Source organism: Micromonospora humidisoli, assembly GCF_016900955.1.
Classification (GTDB): Bacteria; Actinomycetota; Actinomycetes; order Mycobacteriales; family Micromonosporaceae; genus Micromonospora; species Micromonospora wenchangensis.
Map to the genome: position 1 here is coordinate 16119 of NZ_JAFEUO010000015.1, position 18360 is coordinate 34478.

Annotated in this window: 14 protein-coding genes; all 14 read right to left on the minus strand. The window is 74.6% G+C overall.

The window, feature by feature from the left end:
- Positions 1-5 precede the first annotated feature (5 nt).
- Positions 6-1331: a hypothetical protein gene (locus tag JQN84_RS30585; RefSeq protein ID WP_204962060.1), complete on the minus strand. Its 1326-nt coding sequence runs from the start codon at positions 1329-1331 to the stop codon at positions 6-8.
- A 126-nt stretch (positions 1332-1457) separates the two neighbouring features.
- On the minus strand, positions 1458-2213 hold the full coding sequence (locus tag JQN84_RS30590; protein WP_204962061.1) for a hypothetical protein: 756 nt from the start codon (positions 2211-2213) through the stop codon (positions 1458-1460).
- Between the two features lie 14 nt (positions 2214-2227).
- The gene (locus JQN84_RS30595; protein WP_204962062.1) at positions 2228-3649 is read right to left on the minus strand and encodes a hypothetical protein; all 1422 of its coding nucleotides are present in this window, start codon (positions 3647-3649) and stop codon (positions 2228-2230) included.
- A 110-nt stretch (positions 3650-3759) separates the two neighbouring features.
- On the minus strand, positions 3760-5076 hold the full coding sequence (locus JQN84_RS30600) for an NADase-type glycan-binding domain-containing protein (protein ID WP_204962063.1): 1317 nt from the start codon (positions 5074-5076) through the stop codon (positions 3760-3762).
- Positions 5077-5686: 610 nt separating this feature from the next.
- Complete coding sequence (locus JQN84_RS30605) at positions 5687-6235, minus strand: phage tail protein (RefSeq protein ID WP_204962064.1); 549 nt, start codon at positions 6233-6235, stop codon at positions 5687-5689.
- Entirely contained in the window at positions 6235-8175 is a 1941-nt protein-coding gene (locus tag JQN84_RS30610) for a putative baseplate assembly protein (protein ID WP_204962065.1), read from the minus strand. Before JQN84_RS30610 ends, JQN84_RS30605 begins: the two co-directional genes overlap by 1 nt.
- A complete protein-coding gene (locus JQN84_RS30615; protein WP_204962066.1) occupies positions 8175-8603 on the minus strand; it encodes a GPW/gp25 family protein in 429 nt (142 codons plus the stop codon). Before JQN84_RS30615 ends, JQN84_RS30610 begins: the two co-directional genes overlap by 1 nt.
- A gap of 8 nt (positions 8604-8611) precedes the next feature.
- A complete protein-coding gene (locus tag JQN84_RS30620) occupies positions 8612-10540 on the minus strand; it encodes a phage baseplate assembly protein V (protein WP_204962067.1) in 1929 nt (642 codons plus the stop codon).
- A gap of 13 nt (positions 10541-10553) precedes the next feature.
- Entirely contained in the window at positions 10554-11684 is a 1131-nt protein-coding gene (locus JQN84_RS30625) for a phage tail protein (RefSeq protein ID WP_204962068.1), read from the minus strand.
- Entirely contained in the window at positions 11684-12169 is a 486-nt protein-coding gene (locus JQN84_RS30630) for a phage tail protein (RefSeq protein WP_088643770.1), read from the minus strand. The genes JQN84_RS30625 and JQN84_RS30630 overlap by 1 nt, the downstream gene beginning before the upstream one ends.
- 101 nt (positions 12170-12270) lie before the next feature.
- The gene (locus tag JQN84_RS30635) at positions 12271-14802 is read right to left on the minus strand and encodes an eCIS core domain-containing protein (RefSeq protein WP_204962069.1); all 2532 of its coding nucleotides are present in this window, start codon (positions 14800-14802) and stop codon (positions 12271-12273) included.
- A gap of 948 nt (positions 14803-15750) precedes the next feature.
- Positions 15751-16167: a hypothetical protein gene (locus JQN84_RS30640; RefSeq protein WP_204962070.1), complete on the minus strand. Its 417-nt coding sequence runs from the start codon at positions 16165-16167 to the stop codon at positions 15751-15753.
- On the minus strand, positions 16154-16636 hold the full coding sequence (locus JQN84_RS30645; protein ID WP_088643766.1) for a phage tail protein: 483 nt from the start codon (positions 16634-16636) through the stop codon (positions 16154-16156). The genes JQN84_RS30640 and JQN84_RS30645 overlap by 14 nt, the downstream gene beginning before the upstream one ends.
- 56 nt (positions 16637-16692) lie before the next feature.
- Positions 16693-18258, minus strand: coding sequence for a phage tail sheath family protein (locus JQN84_RS30650; protein ID WP_204962071.1), 1566 nt, complete (start codon positions 18256-18258; stop codon positions 16693-16695).
- Between the last annotated feature and the right edge of the window lie 102 nt (positions 18259-18360).

Here is an 18360-nt window from a genome sequence, read left to right on the forward strand (position 1 = left end):
TCCGCTCAGTTCGTCACGGTCAGGTACTGGTAGGTCTGCTCGTCGCCGAAGCGGACCAGCGGCCCGCCGGAGGCGTCCACGGTGATCAGGAACGTGCCGCCGAGCGGTGTGCCGGGGCCCGTGGCCGGGGCCACCGGCACCTCGGACCAGCGGACGAGCAGGCCCGGCAGGTCGCCGTCCGGGCCGTCGTACCACTCGGGGACGAACCGCAGCCGCGAGCCGACCGTCCCGGGCGGGGCGGGGTCGGCGTCGTCGGGCAGCGGGCGCAGCGACACGTCGGCGAACCCGGGGTGCCGGCGGCCGTGGTGGAAGACCACGGCGTCGGCGAACTCGTTCGACTCGACCAGGTACGAGCAGGTGAGCAGGCGCAACGCGAGACGGGCCCGGACCCGGCCGGCTCGCGGCCCCTCGGCCGGGTCGCCGGGCCGGGCGTACTCCACGATCATGCCGTCGTCCCGGGTGTCGACGCCCATCGACGCGCGGTGCCAGCGCGGATGCCCGTCGTGCCACACCTCGATCTGCGGCGGGCCGGCCACCCGCTCGAAGCCCTGCACCTCGACCGCGCCCCGGCGGGCCCGGCCGGTGAGCACCCGCATCGCGGTGACCGGCGGCGGGACGGTGACGCCGGTGGCCTGGTAGACGGTGAGGCTGCGGGTGGGCGGCGGGTCGGCCCCGACCAGCGGTCGCCCGTGCACCTCCCCGCTGACCGGGACCAGCCGCCACGACGAGGGCCCGGACGCCGGTTCCAGCGTGATCCCGCCGTCGCTGTGCACGGTCAACGCCCCGGTCTCCTCGTGGCCCGGGGCGACCGCCGGGCCGAGCACCGGGTTCTCCGCGTGCCGGACCCGGTACCCGATCCGGATCGCCGGCACCGGGGCCCCGGTGCCGGCGGCGGGGGCGAACACCATCGTCGGCTCGAAGACGAGGTGGCCCGGGTCGTTGAACTTGTTGAACGGGTTCCGTCCGCCGGCACCGGTGTCCCGCAGCGTGATGCTCAGGTCCTCGATTCCCCACAGGCCCGGCGGCGGTGCCGTCGAACGGGGCGAGTACCGGTCGGTGCCGGGGCGCGGCTGGTAGGGGAAGGTGACGAACCGGATCAGGAACTCCGCCGCGACCAGCTTGCGACCGTCCGGCCCCCGGTGGCGGTAGCGCAGCCAGTAGCAGTGCCGGTGGGTCCGGGTGCCCCGGTCCAGCCACACCGCGCCGTCGAACTGGTCGGGCCACAGTTCGTCGGCGAGGAACTCCCCGACCGGCAGGCCGGCGTCCCGGAAGCCGGTCACGGCGAACCGGTTGCCGGACAGTTCCTCCGGCTCGTACTCGATGCTGGTCACGGGGTGACGTCCCTGCTCGACCGGTCGACGGGGGCCGGGCACGACGATGGCCGGTCGGTCCATCGGGCCCGCCGGTGCCGGGCCGGGAACCGCTGGTGACGCGGTCCCGGCCCAGCACCGGGCGGGTCACACCAGGTCGTACTCGCGGGCCAGGTACTGGAACTTCTCGACGGTCAGCACCGTGGCCAGGACCCGCTGGTCGGCCACGGAGAGGTCGTCCACCTCGTCGTCGACCACCCGGTCGAGCACCTCCCGGGCGGTCTGCGGGTCGAGGTCGGCGAGCGGCTCCGGCGTCGGCCCGACCGGCTCGACCTGGTCGGCCGCCCCGACCTGGTCGGCCGGTTCCGGTTCCCCGCCGGGGTACGCCGACCCGGCCGGCCCGTCGTCCTGCTGCCCGTAACCGTCCTGGTCGTAGCCGTGCTGGTCGTGGCCCTGCTGGTCGTAGCCGTGCTGGTCGTAACCCTGCCCGTCGTGGGACTGCCCGGCCTGCTCGTAGCCGGCCTGGTCGTAGCCGGCCTGGTCGTAGGCTTCCTGGTCGGCGGCCTGGTGGGCGGCGGCGATCCAGTTCTGGGTCACCGAGTCGATCACCCGGGCCATCTCCGTCGCCGGCTCACCCAGCTCGTCGACCGCGAAGATCTGCACCGGCGGGTAGGCGCTGGCGTGGTGGTAGACGGTGTCGTAGAAGTCGGCCAGCCAGCCGTTGCGCTGGTACCAGCCCGGGTCGCCCCAGCCCTGCCCGAGCAGGTCCGGCACCAGCTCCCAGCCGGCCTCCGGCTGCTCGGCGAGGATTCCGTGCGCGCTGACCGCCGCCCAGCACAGATAGGCGTACGCGTCGTCGAGGCCGGCCGGGCCGGTCGTGTCGAAGGTCTCCGGATAGTTCATCGGTCGTCTCCCACTCAGCCCGTGACGGTGAAGTACTTGTTGCTGTCGGCGTCGAGCAGGCGGAGCACCGGACTGCCTGACGAGTCGATCCCGAGGCGGAACTGCCCCTTGTTGCTGTGCTGGCGGCTCCGCCCGTCGGCACCGGCGTGCTCGGCCGTCCAGTCGATGCGCAGCTGCACCCCGACCTGCCCCGGCACCTCCTCGACGTACGGCCCGAAGAACAGCGTCGACTCCTCGTGGTGCCGGTTCTTGACCGCGTCGACGTCGTACTGCCGGCCCTTCTCGCCGACCACCACCGGATCGCCCTGTCCCACCTCCAGCACCCGCAGCGACACGTTGCGGAAGGCGGTGTAGCGCACCCCGCCCACGTAGACCATCTGCCGGTGGCCGTCGTCGGGCGCGGTGACGTACTGGACCATGGTGAACCGCAGCAGCAGCAACGCCTTGATCTTGGTGCGGACCTTCCGGCCCAGCACGGCCCCGTCACGGACGTACTCCAGCCGCAGCGACGTCTCGTGCCCCTCGTCGTCCGCCGCCGAGGCGACCACCGGCGGTTGACCGTCGTTGAGGACGGTGATGGTGTTCGGGCCGTCCATCCGCTCGAAGCCGATCACCTTCATGCCCTTGTGCTCGTGCGGGTCGAGCATCCGGCCACCGTGGTCGATCCCACCCAGCTCGATGCGTTGGGCCCTGAGCACGCCGGTCGTGACCGGCTGGCCGTCCTCGTCAGCCGGAGCGACGCGGGTCGGGCGGTCGTGCACGCTGCCGCTGAGCGGGGTGATCCGGAAGTGCTTCTCGGTCCGCCCCTCCCCCGGATTGATCTCGAAGCTGCCGTTGCTGTGCACCAGGAACGCGCCGACGTCGTTGTGACTCAACCCGAGGGGCGCGCCGAGCAGGTTCTTCGCCTGGTGCTGCACCCGGTAGTTGATCCGCAGGTGGGGCATGCCGCCGTTGACGGCGGCCACCTCGAAGGTCAGGCTGCCGGACTCGTTGAACTTGTTGAACGGGTTCCGCCCCCGGCCGGTCGCCATCAGCGACACGCTCAGGTCGGTGATCCCCCAGAGCGGGTAGTCGCGCAGGATCTCCAGCTCCTGCTCGGTCGGGCCCCCCTCACCGTCCTTCGGTACGTAGTCGAAGGTCGTGAAGCGCACCAGCAGCTCCACGCAGACCCGCTTCTTGTCGGTGACCCCGATGCCCCGGCGCAGGTAGCGCAGCCAGTAGACGTGCTGCCGGGACTGGCTGCCCTGGACCATGACGAGCTGGCCGTGGGCGATCGGCACCGGTGAGATCAACTGGTTCAGCGGCAGCTCGGTCCGGAACCCGGCGTTGCTGAACCCGTTGACCTGGAACACCCCGTCCGTCAGACCCTTGGCCTGCCCCTGCGCGAACCCGATCATGTTCGCGGTGGTGTTCAGGGCGATGGCGACTTCTGTCACGGATACACCTCCGACGTGGGACCGTCGGGCCGGTCGGCCGACGGTGGTGGTGGTTGTCGGGTGCCGCCGCCGGGGCCCGGTGCCCCGACGTCACCCACTGCCCGGCACACTCACTCCCGGGCGAAGAACTCGAACTCGCTGACCGTCACGTCGGTGCCCTTCTCGGCCCGGTGCACGTCGGTGACCTGGATCTGCACGCTGGTGACCCCGTCGGCTTCGTCGAGGCTCAAGGTCTGGGGCTCCCCGGTGTCCTCGACGGTGAGGGTGTCCGACCGGTTGGTGGAGTAGACCAGGTGCAGGGTCATCGGCCGGTGGGTCGCGGTGTAGTCCTCGGCCGTACCGGCGGTCACGATCAACCGCTCCAGGTCGACCTTCGCCGCGAAGCGTAGGGTGACCGTCGGCGGCTTCTCCTTGTCCCAACGCACCTGCCAGTGCGTGTTGCGGTACTGGTCCACGCTCAGCTCCGGACCGTGGTCGCGGACCGACGCACCGCCGGTCACCTCCACCGGCCGGACCGCCACGAACCGGGGGTTGATCTTCCGGTCGGCCCAGTCCCGGGCCCCGGTCACCGGCCCGGAGACCGCCCCGTTGATCCGTTCCCGCAGCGGCGGGTAGACCAGGTACGCCACCCCGATCGCGAAGAGCAGCACCGCGGCGACCGCGTTCGACCGCTGGTAGATGGTGTGCAGCACACCGCCGACCCCACCCGGTCGGCCGCCGCCGGGCGCGCCGGGGCGGGTCCCGGCCGCGGTGACCCGGGGGCCACGGCGTGGCAGCAGGCGCTGCCACCAGCGCCGACGCACCACCTCGGCGGTCCGCAGCGAGTCGCCGCACCGGCTACAGAACCGACGGGTCGGCGCGTTGCCCTCGCCGCACCCGCCGCAGATCAGGTCACCGGGTTGCCGTCGCCGGGTGGGTGCCTTCGCGCCGACGGTGGCCACCCGGGGCCGGACCGCCTGCGGGCTGACCTCGTCGGGCTCGACGGTCGCGGCGGTGGCCCGGGAGCCGACCCGTCCGCCGGTGGCCGGCGCGCCGGGCAGCACGGAGTCGACCGACCCGTCGGCGGCGACCAGGGCGCTGGTGTGCGGCGCGGCACGCGTGTCGCGCCGGGGTGGGGAAGCCGGATTCCTCGGAGCGGTCGGCAGCTTCGCCCCGGCCACCCCCGGCGGCGGGGGCGGCAGCCGGCGCGGCGACCCGGCGACGCCGGTCGGGGCGATGACCGGCACACCGGCCGGGGGGCCGCCGGTCGGCGACGACGCGGCGGCGGCCGCCGGGTCCGCCTCGGACGGGTCGGGGCGGGCAGCGGGCGGCACGGTGCGGGCCGCCCGGTCCGGTAGCCGGGCCGCCGGCACCCCCGGCGGCGGCGGTGGCAGCCGGCGCGGCGGCGTCGACCCCGACGCCGCGCCGCCCTCGGACGCAGCCGTCACGGTCGACGCGCCGGCGGCGGAGGGCCCGGTCGGCGACGTGCCGGGCGGCGCGGACCGTACCCCGGGAGCGCCGAGCCCCGGCGGGGCGGACCGGACACCAGGCGGACCGGACCCCGGCGGACCCGGCCGCGCCCCGGGCGGACCGGACCGGACACCAGGCGGCGTCGTCCCCGGCGGGCCGGAACGCACACCGGGCGGCACGGCACCGGGCGGCATTGCACCAGGCGGCATTGCACCAGGCGGGCCCAGGCCGGGCGGACCCGGCCGCGTCCCCGGCGGACCCACCCCGGGCGGACCCGGGCGGACCCCCGCCGGACCGGCCCCCGGCGGCCCGGGACGCAAACCCGGTGGGCCGCCGGGCAGGCCGGACGCTCCCCGGCCCGTCCCGCTGCCGACCCGCACCACACCCTCGTCGACAGGCGAGCCGCCAGGTGCGGGCGCGATCACCCCGGCGATACGTTGCAGCAGCGTGGGCTTCTGCCGGAGCTCCTGCTCCGCCTCCTGGACCGTCTCGACCGGGATCTTCGGCACGGTCTTCTCGCCGGTCCACTCCAGGAAGCTGCCGCAGGACCCGCAGAAGGTGTCCGCGTCACCGTTGTGGTTGCCGCACTCACGACAGATGATCACGGTCGAGCACCTCCAGGGTCGTCGTCACGTGCGCCGGTACGACCGCGCGGCACAGCTCGTCGAGGGCGTGCCGGGCCACCGTCGCCGGCTCGTCCACCCACACCCGCACGTGCACCCGGGGCGGTGGCAGGACGGCCGGCAGCGGCTCCGGCCGGGTCGACCAGGACACCCCGGTCGAGTCGAGGACCTCCACCTCGCCCCCGGTGGCCAGCTCCAGGGCCATCCGCAGCCCGGCGACCGTCCCGCGCAGCCGGTGCGCGGCGACCGCGCCGGCCACCATCGCGCGCTGCCGCTCGACCGGCCAGTTCTCGTCGAGCTGCGCACCGACCCAGTGGCCCAGCCAGAGCAGGAAGTCCGGCGGGGTCAGTGCCGGGTCCAGGTACGCGTCGAGACAGTCGAGGGTGGACACCACCGGCGCGAGCACCTCGTCCAGCCCCTCGGTCCAGCGCACCAGCAGGTCGTCCTCCTGCAACAGGGCGGGCAGGAAACCGGCGATCGGGTACGGCATCGCCACGTCGACCAGGCCCCGCATCAGTGCTCCTCCACCCGGAGCTGGTGGTCGAAGGAGAAGACCAGGCTGTCCGGTTCCAGGTCGATCCGGCCGGCCTCGGTGCCCCGCTCGCCGGTCACCGGGTTGGCGGTGAACAGCCGCAGGTCCTCCACCAGCTCCACCCCGCGTACCCGCTGCAACACGGCGAAGAGTTCCCCGGCCTGCACCGGACGCCCGAACGGCCAGCCCCGACCGTCCGGGCCACCGCCGGTCAGCGGGCTGAGGAAGCCGTACAGGGCGGCCAGGCCCTCCTCGCGGACCCGCTCGACGACGACCCGGGGCCGGGCGACGACCCGGGCCACCACGGTCACCCCCCGGTAGCGGGGCGGCTCGACGACCACCCGGGTGCCGATCAGCCGGGTGGCGTCCAGCCGCGCGGCCACCCGGGCGAGGCTCGACTCGGCCGGGATCAGGTCCTCCAGCCGCAGCCGGCCGTCCTCGGCGGGGGCCGCCGGCACCACCAGCAGCCGCGCCACCGGCGGACCGTCGCCGTTGCTCGGCACGCAGCGGACCCGGGCCAGTTCCGGGGCGGCCTCCCGGGCCAGCACCTCGTGGTCCTCGGCGGTCACCGCGCGACTGCGGCTGCGCAGGGTCAGCGGGCCCCGGCGGCGGGCCTCGTCAAGCGTCTCGCCGTCCACCCCGCCGCTGGCCGGGTGCCGGTTCTCCACCCCGGCGACGTACGGGATCGAGGTCCGCAGCGCGGTGACCGCGCCGACGCCGACGTTGCCCCGGCTGCCGCCGCCGACCGCGTACCGGCGCAGCCGCAACCGACCGCCCCGGGGCGGCACCGCGCCGTAGCGGCGCAACCTACCGTCGGGTTGCCGGACCGCCGGGCCGAGGACCACCTCGCCGGCCACCCCGTCGAGCAGGAAGTGCCGGTCCTCGGGGCCGCTGCCGGCGAAGTGCTCGACCGGCGACCACCGCTGCCAGCCGTCGTCGGAACTGACCTCCAGCACCGGGTCACCGAAGCCGGCCAGCACCGGCCGGCGGGTCAGCGCGAACCGCTGACCGGGCACCCCCTCGGAGTCGCCGAGTTCCTCGTCGTCCACCAGGTCGGCGTGCACCGCGTCGGTGGTGCCGCCGACGGTGTTGGCGGCCAGCCCGAGGACCACCGGCGAGGCGCTGTAGCCGGGCTGCCCCTCCTGCGGGGTCACCACCCGGGCCCGCAGCCAGCCGGCCAGTACCCCGTCGACCAGGCTGGCCTGGTGTCCGGCGGGCACGTGCAGCAGGATCGCGCCGGGACGGTTCAACGCCCCGGTCTCGTCCAGCCCGACCTCGCAGTCGAGCCAGCCGTCGGCACCGCGCGCCTCCCAGCGCAGCGGTGGGTGCAGCGGGTTGACCCCGACGCCGTCGACGCGTCCCTCGAACTCCAGCCGCACCGCGCAGCCGCCGACCGCCCGGTCCAGCCCGATCAGCAGCTCGTCGCCGGGCTGCGGCACCGGGGAGAAGGCGGCCACCGGGCCGCCCAGTTCCAGGGCGCCGGTCTGGTCGGTGATCCCGTCGGCGGTCCGGACCCGGAGCTGGGTCAACGCGCAGGGCGGCACGGCGAGGTCGGCGAGGGTGGCGAAGACCAGCGGGTCCCCGCCGTCGCCGACGGTCACCGCCCGCGTCCCCGCCGGCACGACCTGAGTGGCGCGGGCCGGGGTGGACAGCCAGAAGGTCAGCGTGGTCCGGGCGGCCGTCGGCGGCACCAGGCGTACCCCGATCAGCTCCAGGAACTTCACGTAGAGCCGGTCGGGCACCCGGTTGAGCCGGTAGATGAGCTGGTCGGTCAGGGAGGCGAACGTCTCGATCAGGGTGATCCCCGGGTCGGCCGGGTGCAGGTCCGTCCACTCCGGGCAGCGGTCGGCGATCAACCGGCGGGCGTCACCGACCAGGTCGTCGAAGCCCCGGTCGTCGAGGTCGGGGGCGGGCAGCGCCATCAGCCGAGCACCCCCGTACCGGTCAGTTCCCGGTCGCCGGGCAGGGTCCGCAGGTTGAGCCCGAGCGTGCCGGGCTCGTCGGTGTCGCGTACCCGGTAACGGATCTCGATGTGCAGCAGCCCGTCGCCGCCGGCCGGGTCCTCGGTGACGGCGACGTCGTCGATCTCGGCCCGGGTCTCCCAGCGTTCCAGCGCGGCGCGCACCTCCACCGCCACCGCCCGCCGGGTCTGCCCGGTGACCGGCTCGAAGACGAAGTCCCGCAGCCGGGAGCCGAACTCCGGCCGCATCGGGCGCTCGCCCGGGTAGGTCGCCAGGATCACGCACATCGCCTGCTCCAGCAGGGCGGTGCCGCTGATCGTGGCGAGCCGGCCGTTGGGCTGGACCCGCAGCGGAAAGGCACACCCGGTGCCGATGACGTCGGCCTGCATGGCACTCCTCAGTTGAGCTGGATGGGTTTGCCCTTGATGGCGGTCGACGCGGTGCCGCTGATGTTGACCTGCGTACCGCTGATGTCGACCGTCTTGCCCTTGAGCTTCAGGCTGGTGCCGCCGTCGAGGGTGAGGCTGCCGCTCGGCCCCGCCTTGATCTCGACGGCGGTCTGTCCGGTGCACTCGATCAGCAACTTGCCGGGTTTGTCGGGGGCGCAGCGCAGGGTCACCGTGCCGGCCACCTGGTCCATCGCCAGCGACAACTTGTCACCCTTGGTACCGAGGACCACGTCGGCGGCGGTCGGCTGCCCCTTGCCACCGGGCGGCACCTCGTCGTGGAAGACCAACCGGCTGCCCGACGGCGACAGCAGGCCGCGCCGGATCACCGAACTGGTCTGCCCCACCGACTTCACCCCGCTCGCCCCCGGCTTCGTCGACGACGACTGGCCGCCGTCCAGGCCGTAGCCGGTGTGCCGGCTGGGCAGGCTGCCGAGCACGTACGGGCGGCGGACGTCGCCGAACTCGAAGGCGACGAGCACCTGGTCACCCGGCTCCGGCACGAAGAACGCGCCACCTGTGGGGCCGGCGAAGAGCTGCCCGACCGGTGCCCAGTCGGTTTCGTGGTCGGGCGACAGCCAGGGCAGCGCCAGGGTGACCCGGCCCAGGTTCTGCGGGTCCTTGACGTTGCTGACCACCCCGCAGACCACCCCGTCGATCCGGGCCGGATCACCGCCCCCGCCGGTCCCGCCGACGTTCGTCAGCCCGAGCAACGAACGGTCCTCGGCACCGCCGACGGTGAACTCGGTGCGGTAGCCCTCCTCGGTCTCGTCGAAGACGTGCCGGGCGGCGCTGAGCGTCCAGGTGCCGGCGAAGGGTGCGGGCACCCCGTCGACCTTGACGGCCTTGCCGGCGACCAACCGGGCGTCGCCCAGCGCCTCCCCCTCCGCCTCGGCGAACCCGCCACCGACGCTGGCGGCGAGCCCCTTCGCGGCCTGGGTGACCGCGCCGTCGGCCCGGCCGGGCACGGGCAGCCCCCGGCCGACCAGGACGTGCGCGCGGGGTCCGGGGGCCGGGCCGACGTCACCTACCGCGCTGTTGCCGGCCCGGGGTGGTGCCGGCGCACCCCGGGGGACGAAGGTGTCGGCGGCGGCGGTCGGCGTCCGGCCGGCCAGGCTCACCCCGTCGGCGGTGGTCGCGGTACGGCTCGCCACGACCGTCGCGGCGACCGGGTCCCAGGCCCGCACCTCGACCTCGGGGGCGAGGTTGCCGGCGCTGACCCGGGGCAGGAAGCGGCGCAGGTTGCCCCGGAAGGTCAACGGCACCGGGCTGCCGGCCCGCCGGGCGGTGGCCGCCCGCCGGAAGTGGAACCGGTCCCCGTCGGCGCCGATCTCGTAGCCGATCTCCCGGGCCCGGGCGCTGAGGAACTCCCAGTCGGTCTGGGCCACCTGGGACAGGTGGGCCAGCCGCCCGGTGGTGGCATCGATCGTGCCGACAGTCAGTTTCGCGGCGGTCGCCACCTGCCGGGCGACGTCGGCGTCCGACTGGTTGAGGAAGGTACGGGTCCGCCGTACCCGGTGCAGCCGGTGGTCGTGGGTGTAGCCGCGCACCACCACGTGCGCGCTGACGTCCACGAAGTGCCCCTCCACGGCGGTCACCTCGCCGCTGATCAGCCGGTGCTCGGCCGAGCCGTCCCCGGTCGGCCCGAAGACCTGCACGGCGGTGCCCAGCTCCAGCCCGGCCGTACGCAGCACGCTGCCGTCCAGGTCGGCGAAGGTCAGCTCGAACATGTCCGGCAGGGCGGCCTGGGTGTCCACCACCACCCGTACCAGTTGGTCGGCGGCGGCGGCCGGCAGCGCCCGGCCGGCGGTGCCGACGGTGACCCGGGGGCGCAGGGTTGCCGTACCCCAGAGCAGGCCGTGCCGGTCGATCGCGGTCATCGTCGCGCCCCCACTACCGCCGCGCCCCGACGGACGCGCCCCTGGCCTGCGCCCGCATCGGGTCGTCCAGGCCGCTGGCCAGCGCCCGCTGCCGCCACTGCGCCGGGTCGGTCCGCACCGACCGGGTCGGCACCGGGCCGCCGCGCTTGGGGAAGATCTCCCCCTCGATGACGATCAGGTCCAGGGTGGCCTGGGCCCGCACCGGCTGCCCCTCCCCGTCGAACCGGGTCAGGTTGACGTTCAGCGTGCTCAGGTTGACCGCCATCGACAGCTTTCCCCAGGTGAACGTCAACCGGGGCAGCTCGATGCTGGACGCGCTGCGGCTCTGTTCGTCGACGCTCGGCGGGCCGGAGAACGCGATCAGTTTCTGCACGTCCTGGGCCACCCCGGCACCGACCAGCAGCACCTCGCCGGCCATCACCCGCAGGGCGGTGTCCGAGGTGAGTTCCACGCCCCGGCCCCGGCCGACGAGCTGGGAGGCCCGGGAGGAACGGGTGATGCCCATCTTGGCCGGGTTGTAGGAGAACGCGACCCGGCCGAGCGTCGGCGACGACAGGGTGGCCGTCTCCGCCTTGGCCTGTAGGTCGGGGAAGAACCCCTCGTGCACCAGCTCCAGCCGTTCCACCGCGACCTGGTTGCTGTCCGAGGAGAGGTCCGGGCCCGTCCACGACGACGGCCGTACGCCGTAGAGCAGCCAACTGGTGACCGGTTCGCCGTCGGCGTCGAGCAGGGTGATCCGGGCGGTGGTCCGGGTGTCGTCGCCGGTGCCGTCCTGCCACGAGCGCAGCACCCCGACCAGCCACTGTTGCAGTTGCGCCGAACTCTCCCGGTGCACCGCCCGTTCCAGCACGACCGGGGCGTAGCTGACCTCGCCGGGCAGGTGGTACTGGCCGACGTAGTCGCCGGTCACCCGGACCACCTCGGGCCGGAAGTCGGCCCGCAGGCCCCGGCAGGAACGCCACAGCCCGATCTGGACGTCACCGATGGTCACCTGGAACCGCATCGCCAGGCCGAGCTTGAGGGTCCGCTTGACCCCCGGCCCGTCGCGGAACATCTGGAGCAGGCCGCCTGCGGCGAGCCCCTGCGCGGTCTGGCTCGGGTCGCCCAGCATCCCGCCGAGCTGACCTGCGGAGATCGCGGCCATCAGAGCGAGAACTTCACGTCGTCGTGCAGGAAGCCGGTGTGCGCCAGTTCCAGGGTCTCGACCGCCACCCCGCTGTGGCTCGGGTCGAGTTCCGACACCGACCAGCCGACCGGGAAGAAGTGCTTCAGGTCCCAGCCGACGATCTTCAGGCCGACGCTGTCGACGAGTTGGATCGTGCCGCTGAGCGGGCGGTACCGGTTGGCCTGCTGGCAGAGCCACTCCTGGACGACCTGCGAGTCGAAGCAGACCGCCCGGCTGAGCCGGATCCGGCTGTAGGTCGGCTCCCCCACGTACGTGAAGACGTCGTTGCTGTCCCCGGCCCGGTACTCGCAGACCTGCCAGGTCACCCCCAGCCCGGAGACCCGGGACCAGGAGCCGAGGTTGTACCGCTCGTCGTCGATGACCACGAGGTACCTGTGGTTGACGCCGGTGACCTCGAAGAAGCCGCCCATCAAGCGGGCCGCGGTGGAAAGACCGCCTGCCATCGTTTCGCCCTCCTCGTCGCCTCGTCCTGGCCCGCATCCGTGCGGTCGTGCCACCTGCCGTGCGTCGTGCCGCCTGCCGTGCGTCGTGCCGCCTGCCGTGCTCAGCGGAACTGGGTCAGCCGTCCGCTGCGTTCCCGGTCGACCAGCAGTTCCTGCCGCAGCCGTCCGCGTAACCGTCCGTAGAGCCGGCCGGCCAGTTCCTCCAGGTCGTCGGGGTTCTCCAGGTCGACCGGCCGGCCCGGCGACCGGTCCGGCACCAGTTCGGCGTCCCGGTCCAGCCGGGCCGCCGTGGCCCGCCCCCGGTCGGCCACCGTGCGCAGCTCCGCCCGTAGCCGCTCCACCGCGTCGCGTACCTCGGCGATCCGGCCCGCGCTGCGGTCGATCGCGGGTGCCGCCGTCGCGGCTGCCACCTCGGCCCGCAGGGCGTCCGGCGGTGGCCCGGCCGGCGGGTCGGCGGCCTGGTCCTGCTGCTGGTCGAGTTCGCCACGTACCAGCGCCCGCAGGTCGTCGAGGGTGGCCGCCGGGGTGTCCATCGACGCCCGCTGGAGCGGGTGGGCGGCGGCCGGCGGACCGGTCGGCGGGGCCGGGGGTACGCCGCCCGCACCGGGGTTCGCCTGCCAGGTCAGCCCGCCGCCGGGGGTGGTCCCCCAGGTGCCGACGGTGCCCGGGGGTGTCGGTGCGGCACCCCCGCCGGCCGGTGGCGCGACGGGTGGCAGCGGACCGCCCACGCCCGGCCCGCCGCCGAAGGCGTGCTCGGCGGCGAGCGCCCGCGCCTCCAGGTCCCGACCCGCACCTGTCGACTCGGCCGGCGGAGCCGCCCCGAACGCCCGCTGCTGCACCACGTGGGCCAACTCGTGGGCGAGCAGCGCGCGGGCCGGCGGCGCGTCCAGTGGCCCCGCCGAGGCCGGCAGCAGCACCTCACCGCCCCGGGTCGCCGCCCGCGCACCGGCCTGCTGCACCACCTCGGTGGCCGCCGCGCCCCGCCACACCGGCACCGCCGCGACATCCACGCCGTACTGTTGCCGGAAGCCGTCCACCAGCGCGGCCGGCACCTGCTCCGGCAGCTCGCCGACGCCCACCGGCGCGGTCGGCGGGGCCGCCCGGTGCGCCGCCGGCACGGTCCCCTCCAGCGTGGCCGGTGTCGGGCCGGGCCGTCCGTCCGCCACCACCGGCGCGGCGGTCACACCCCCCACCGGGTACGCCGGGACGTGCGCGTCGGTGGGCACGGCCGTCGTCCGCGGCTGCGGCCGGTCGACCCACCCGGTCTGCTCCGCCGACGGTACGGGCGGGTGCGGGGCCACTTCCGCGTGTCCCCGGCCCGGCGCTCCCTGACCGGCCCGGCCGTGCTCCCGGTCCACTCCCGACGGCGGCCCGGCCGGCGGCGGCTGCTCCGGACGACGGGTGAGGAAGAAGGACGACGGCGGGGGCACCGGCCCGGGGCGGTACGTGTCGCGCCCCGCCGCCGGACCCGGCAGGTCGTCCCCGGTGTCGCGGCTCCCCGCCGAACCCGGCAGATCGTCCACCCACGCCGCCGAACCCGGCAGGTCGTCCACCCACGCCGCCGAACCCGGCAGGTCGTCTCCGCTGTCGCCCCGCGCCGCCGAACCCGGCAGGTCGTCCGTGCTGCCGGGTCCCGCCGGGCCTGGTCGGCTCTCCGGGGTCGGTCGGTCGACGCGGTCCGTGACCGGCCGACTCTCCGGGGTCGGCTGCCCGACGAGGTCCGCGACCAGGGTCGGTGCCGTGGCATCCGTGGCCGGCGAGGTCACGCCGCCCGGGGTCCACCCGGCCGGCTGAGTCAGCTGTCCGGGGGCCGATCCGGCCACGGCCCCGTCGGACCGGTGGTCCGTCGGCCCGGTCGCCTGCGGGCGGTCGTCCACCGGCCGGGACGGCCCGACGGGCGTCGGGCCGTCCCGCCGACTGTCGGCGGGGACACCCCGGTCGCCGCCGGTGGCATCCTGCGGGCCGACCCGGCTACCCGGGCCGACCTGGTCCTGGGCGGCGGACCCGGCTTCCGGGCCGGCGGCCCCGGTGAGCTGTCGCATGGCAGCGGCGGTGGTGCCATCCGGTCCCTGGTCGGCCGGGGACGTCGGCTCCGGGCCCGGTCGGGCGGTCGCCGGCCGGGTGGCGCGACCCCGGCGTCCGGCGAAGGCCACCTCGACGGGACGCACCTCGACGGCCGACGGCGGGGTCCCCTCCGGAGCGTTCCGACCGTCGTGACCCGCCGCCATGGCGACCGCGCCCCGACCGGTGCCGGTGTCCGGCTGCGCCGACCGGGTACGCCCGCCGCCGCCCGACGCCCGGGCCTCCTCGGCGGCCCGGGTGGCCTCCGCCGCCAGGTAGGCGACCTCGAATCCCGGTGGTGGCCAGACCTGTGCGGTGGGCAGGCCGGCGGCGGCGAACTGCGCTGCGGTCCGGGCCGTTGCGGCATCCGCCCCGGCACCGTCGGGTCGCCCGGTGGACGTTCGTCCCTGCGGCTCCCACGGTCCACCCGTCGGAGCCGCGCCCTCTCCCCGGGGCCCGCCCGCCGCCCCGATCGGGCCACGCTCCACGGTCGGGCCCTGGTCGGGAGCACCGGCGACGTTCGGAGCCGCGCCCAGCGCCGGGCCGCCGTCCCCGGCCGACCCCGGAAGCACCCCCCGCACCAGCGCCGGCCCGTGGCCGGAAGTCGGGCCGTGGCCGGAAGTCGGGCCGTGGCCGGGGGCAGGGCCCGGCCCGGGAGCCAGGTGGAGGCCGGGGGGCGAACCGTGGCCGGGGGTCAGGCCATGATCGATGGCCGGGCCCGGGCCGGGAGTAGGACCGTGGTCGGACGTCAGCCCGTGGTTCGGTGCCGGACCCTGCACCCCGGTCGGGCCGTAGGTGTCGGTCGGGGCCGGGAACGCGGTCGGCTCCGGTGCCCGGGGCCCGACGTGCGCTGGGGTGAGCTCGACCGCCCCCGGCGGCGGGCCACCCCACCAGGTCGGATCGTTTGGCGACGACGTCCCGGTCGCCGACTGCGGGACGCCCGGAAGGTGGCCGCCCGCCCGGGGAAACCGCGACACGTCGTCCCCGCTCGGCGGTACCCGGTACGCCACCGGACCGACCGGCCACGGGTCATCCGGCCCGGTCACCACCGGCCGGACCGAACCGGTGGGCGTCCATCCGGCGGGAGCGGTAGGCGTCCATCCGGGCGGAGCGGTCGGCGGGCGGTGGGGCGGGTCGGTGTCGTACCGGACCGGGGTCGGGTCGGTGACCGCGACCGGCCCGACGGACGGCGCGAAGGCTCCCGGGGCCGGGCCGACGAGCGCCGGCGCAGCGGCGGTCGGGGGCAGTGCCGGGCCGTCCGTGGCCGTCCCCGGCGGCGGGATGGTCACCATCGCCGAGGCGGGCGTCACGGTCAGCAACGGCAGACCCCGGAGGACCGGGTACCCGTCGGTGGGCACCGGCGCGGCGACCGGAACGGATGGCGCGACCGGAACCGGCGGCGGTGCCCCGACCGGCCGGCGACGACGCGGCCAGAACGGCTGTCCGGGGCGTAACGACCAGGACATGCCCACCTCCTTCGGGTTCCGGTACGGGTGTGCGGCGTCGAGCTGCCGGGTGGGTCAGGCGTCGCCCGGTCGACCGCCGGCCAGGTCCACCGCGAAGCGCCCCCCGCAGCCGGGGCAGGCCACCTCGGCCCCGGTGTGCCCCTGCTGGTTGATCCGCCGGTAGAGGTCCTGGAGGAAGGCCAGGTCGGAGGCGAAGAGGTGCTGGATCACGTCGACGTCCACGGCCTGCACCCCACCGATGCGGGTGACCGTCCGGGCGAGCAGCAGCACGGCGAGGAACGCCGGGTTCTGGCGTACCCGGGGATCGCCCTGGGGGGTGATCTCGTCGCGGGCGGTGGCCAGCCGCATGGTGCCCTCGCGGTGCACCCCGCCCCGGTCGTCGACCAGCCCGCGCGGCAGCACGAACGGGTACTCGGTCCGCAGGCCCGCCGCCGGTCCGGCGGCGGGCTCGGCGAGGCTAGATCCGCGCATTGAAGTCGAACAGGTCGTCACACATCAGGGTGACCGTCTGGTAGACGATGTCGGTGGCCCCGGCCTTGACCCCGCTGACCTCCACCCGCGACGGCCAGGCGTTGGTCATCATGTACGTCAACCGGGCGTCACCGTTGAGGTCGTCACCGGGGCCGTAGAGCTTCAACGCGCAGTCCCGGTAGGCGTCGTACATCATGTTGCGCACCTTCTGGTGCCACAGCCACAGGTCGCCGTTGAGGTCGAGGCCCCGCTTGAGGGTGACCGTCGGCGGCTTGGTCCGACCGAAGTGCCGGGAGAAGATCGGCCCGGTGGTGCCGGCGGCCATGTACTCCGCGTTCTCCACCTCGCTGCTGATCCCGACCAGTTCGGCGAAGTTGATCGCCGACATGCCCGGCACCTCCAGCCGGAAGACGGCGGCACTGATGATCTGGGTGTTCTGCTTCGGGTCCTGGGTACCCTGACCGGCCATGCTCGTTTCTCCTGGTCTCGTCGTCGCTCAGGTCGGGTGCTCGCCGCCGGGGCCGGTCAGTCGCCGGAGCCCTGGGAGAGCTGGGAGAGTCGGAACACCACGAACTCGGCCGGCTTGACCGGGGCGATGCCGATGTCGACGGTGAGGATGCCGGCGTCGAGGTTCTCCGGCGGGTTGTTCTCGGCGTCGCACTTGACGAAGAACGCCTCGGACCAGGTGTCGCCCATCAGCGCGCCGCTGCGCCAGACCCGGCGCAGGAACATCGTGATGACCCGGCGCACCGCGTCCCAGAGGCGGGGGTCGTTGGGCTCGAAGACCACCCAGTTGGTGCCGAGCAGGATCGACTTCTCGATCCAGTTGAACAGCCGCCGGACGTTGAGGTAACGCCACTCGGCGTCGCTGGACAGGGTGCGCGCCCCCCAGATCCGGATGCCCTGCCCGGGGAAGGCCCGGATGCAGTTGACCCCGATCGGGTTGAGCTGGTCGTGTTCGCCCTTGGTGAGCCCGCTCTCCAGGGCGAGCGCACCCCGGATGATCTCGTTGGCCGGTGCCTTGTGCACGCCCCGGGTGTCGTCGTTACGGGCCCACACCCCGGCGACGTGCCCGCTGGGCGGCATGAAGACCGCCCGGCCCTGCGCCGGGTCCATCACCTTGACCCACGGCCAGTAGAGGGTCGCGTACTTGGAGTCGTAGCCGGCGACGTCCATCCGCCACTCCTTGAGGCGCTGCGGGTGCAGGCCGGGCGGCGGGTCGAGGATGGCCACCCGGTCACCCATCAGCTCGCAGTGCGCGATCATCGCCAACTGGACGGCCTTGAACGCCTCGTCGTCGATGGCCCCCCGCTGGTGGGCGGCGGCCAGGTCGGGGACGCAGAGCATGGTGATGTCCTCGATCGCCTCCAGCCCGGCGAAGCCGGTCCGGTCGCTGACGTCGCCCACGTAGTCCTCGGCGCGTACCCGCAGGTCGCCGGTGCCGGTCGTGGTGGCCGGCAGCGCGGGCGCGGCGAGGGTGATCTCGGCGCCGCGTCGGGGCGGGGCGAGGGTCGCGCCCTTCGCCTCCTCGATCTGGATCAGCTTGGACTGCTGACGGACGGCGGTGACCACGTTGCCCGCGCCCCGCTTGGTGGTCAGGTTGTCCAGCGTCTCGACCGGCTTGCCGGCCTGCTTGACGACGAGCTTGAACGCGTCGTCGCCGCCCTCGGAGGCGTCGGCGACCTCGACCGAGAGGTCCTGGCCGGCCGGGCCGGGCAGCGCCGCCCGGACGGTGAAGGAGAGCCGGCCGTTGTCGCCGGCCGCCGGTACGGCCGCAGCCGCGTACGACTCACCGGCGGCTTCGTCGGCGGCGGAGTCCGCTCCGGCACCACCGCCCACCCGGACCACGTACGCGGAGCCGCCCCCGTTGAGGAAGTAGCCGTAGACCGACAGCGGCAGGAAACTACCCGCCACGAAACCACCGAAGGTGCGGGTGTACTGCGTCCAGTTCGTGATCAGCGTGGGCTCGTCGACCGGCCCCTTCTCGGCGAAGCCGACGAACGCGGCGACGGCCGTCCCGACCGCCTCGATCGGCCTCGACCCGGAGGAAACCTCCTCCACGTAGACGCCCGGCGACAGATACGTCGGCATCGAACCTCCTGTACGACGGTGTGATGTGACCGAGCCTGCCAACGTCGACCGGCCGTCAGGGCTGCCCGCCGGGACGCCGCCGGGGTAGCCACCACTGCCCCC

What these genes read in the sequence shown, in the direction of transcription:
- JQN84_RS30590 (WP_204962061.1), bottom strand. Translation starts at nt 2,213, where the DNA reads ATGAACTATCCGGAGACCTTCGACACGACCGGCCCGGCCGGCCTCGAC.
- JQN84_RS30605 (WP_204962064.1), bottom strand. Translation starts at nt 6,235, where the DNA reads ATGCGGGGCCTGGTCGACGTGGCGATGCCGTACCCGATCGCCGGTTTC.
- JQN84_RS30610 (WP_204962065.1), bottom strand. Translation starts at nt 8,175, where the DNA reads ATGGCGCTGCCCGCCCCCGACCTCGACGACCGGGGCTTCGACGACCTG.
- JQN84_RS30615 (WP_204962066.1), bottom strand. Translation starts at nt 8,603, where the DNA reads ATGCAGGCCGACGTCATCGGCACCGGGTGTGCCTTTCCGCTGCGGGTC.
- JQN84_RS30620 (WP_204962067.1), bottom strand. Translation starts at nt 10,540, where the DNA reads ATGACCGCGATCGACCGGCACGGCCTGCTCTGGGGTACGGCAACCCTG.
- JQN84_RS30625 (WP_204962068.1), bottom strand. Translation starts at nt 11,684, where the DNA reads ATGGCCGCGATCTCCGCAGGTCAGCTCGGCGGGATGCTGGGCGACCCG.
- JQN84_RS30630 (WP_088643770.1), bottom strand. Translation starts at nt 12,169, where the DNA reads ATGGCAGGCGGTCTTTCCACCGCGGCCCGCTTGATGGGCGGCTTCTTC.
- JQN84_RS30640 (WP_204962070.1), bottom strand. Translation starts at nt 16,167, where the DNA reads ATGCGCGGATCTAGCCTCGCCGAGCCCGCCGCCGGACCGGCGGCGGGC.
- JQN84_RS30645 (WP_088643766.1), bottom strand. Translation starts at nt 16,636, where the DNA reads ATGGCCGGTCAGGGTACCCAGGACCCGAAGCAGAACACCCAGATCATC.
- JQN84_RS30650 (WP_204962071.1), bottom strand. Translation starts at nt 18,258, where the DNA reads ATGCCGACGTATCTGTCGCCGGGCGTCTACGTGGAGGAGGTTTCCTCC.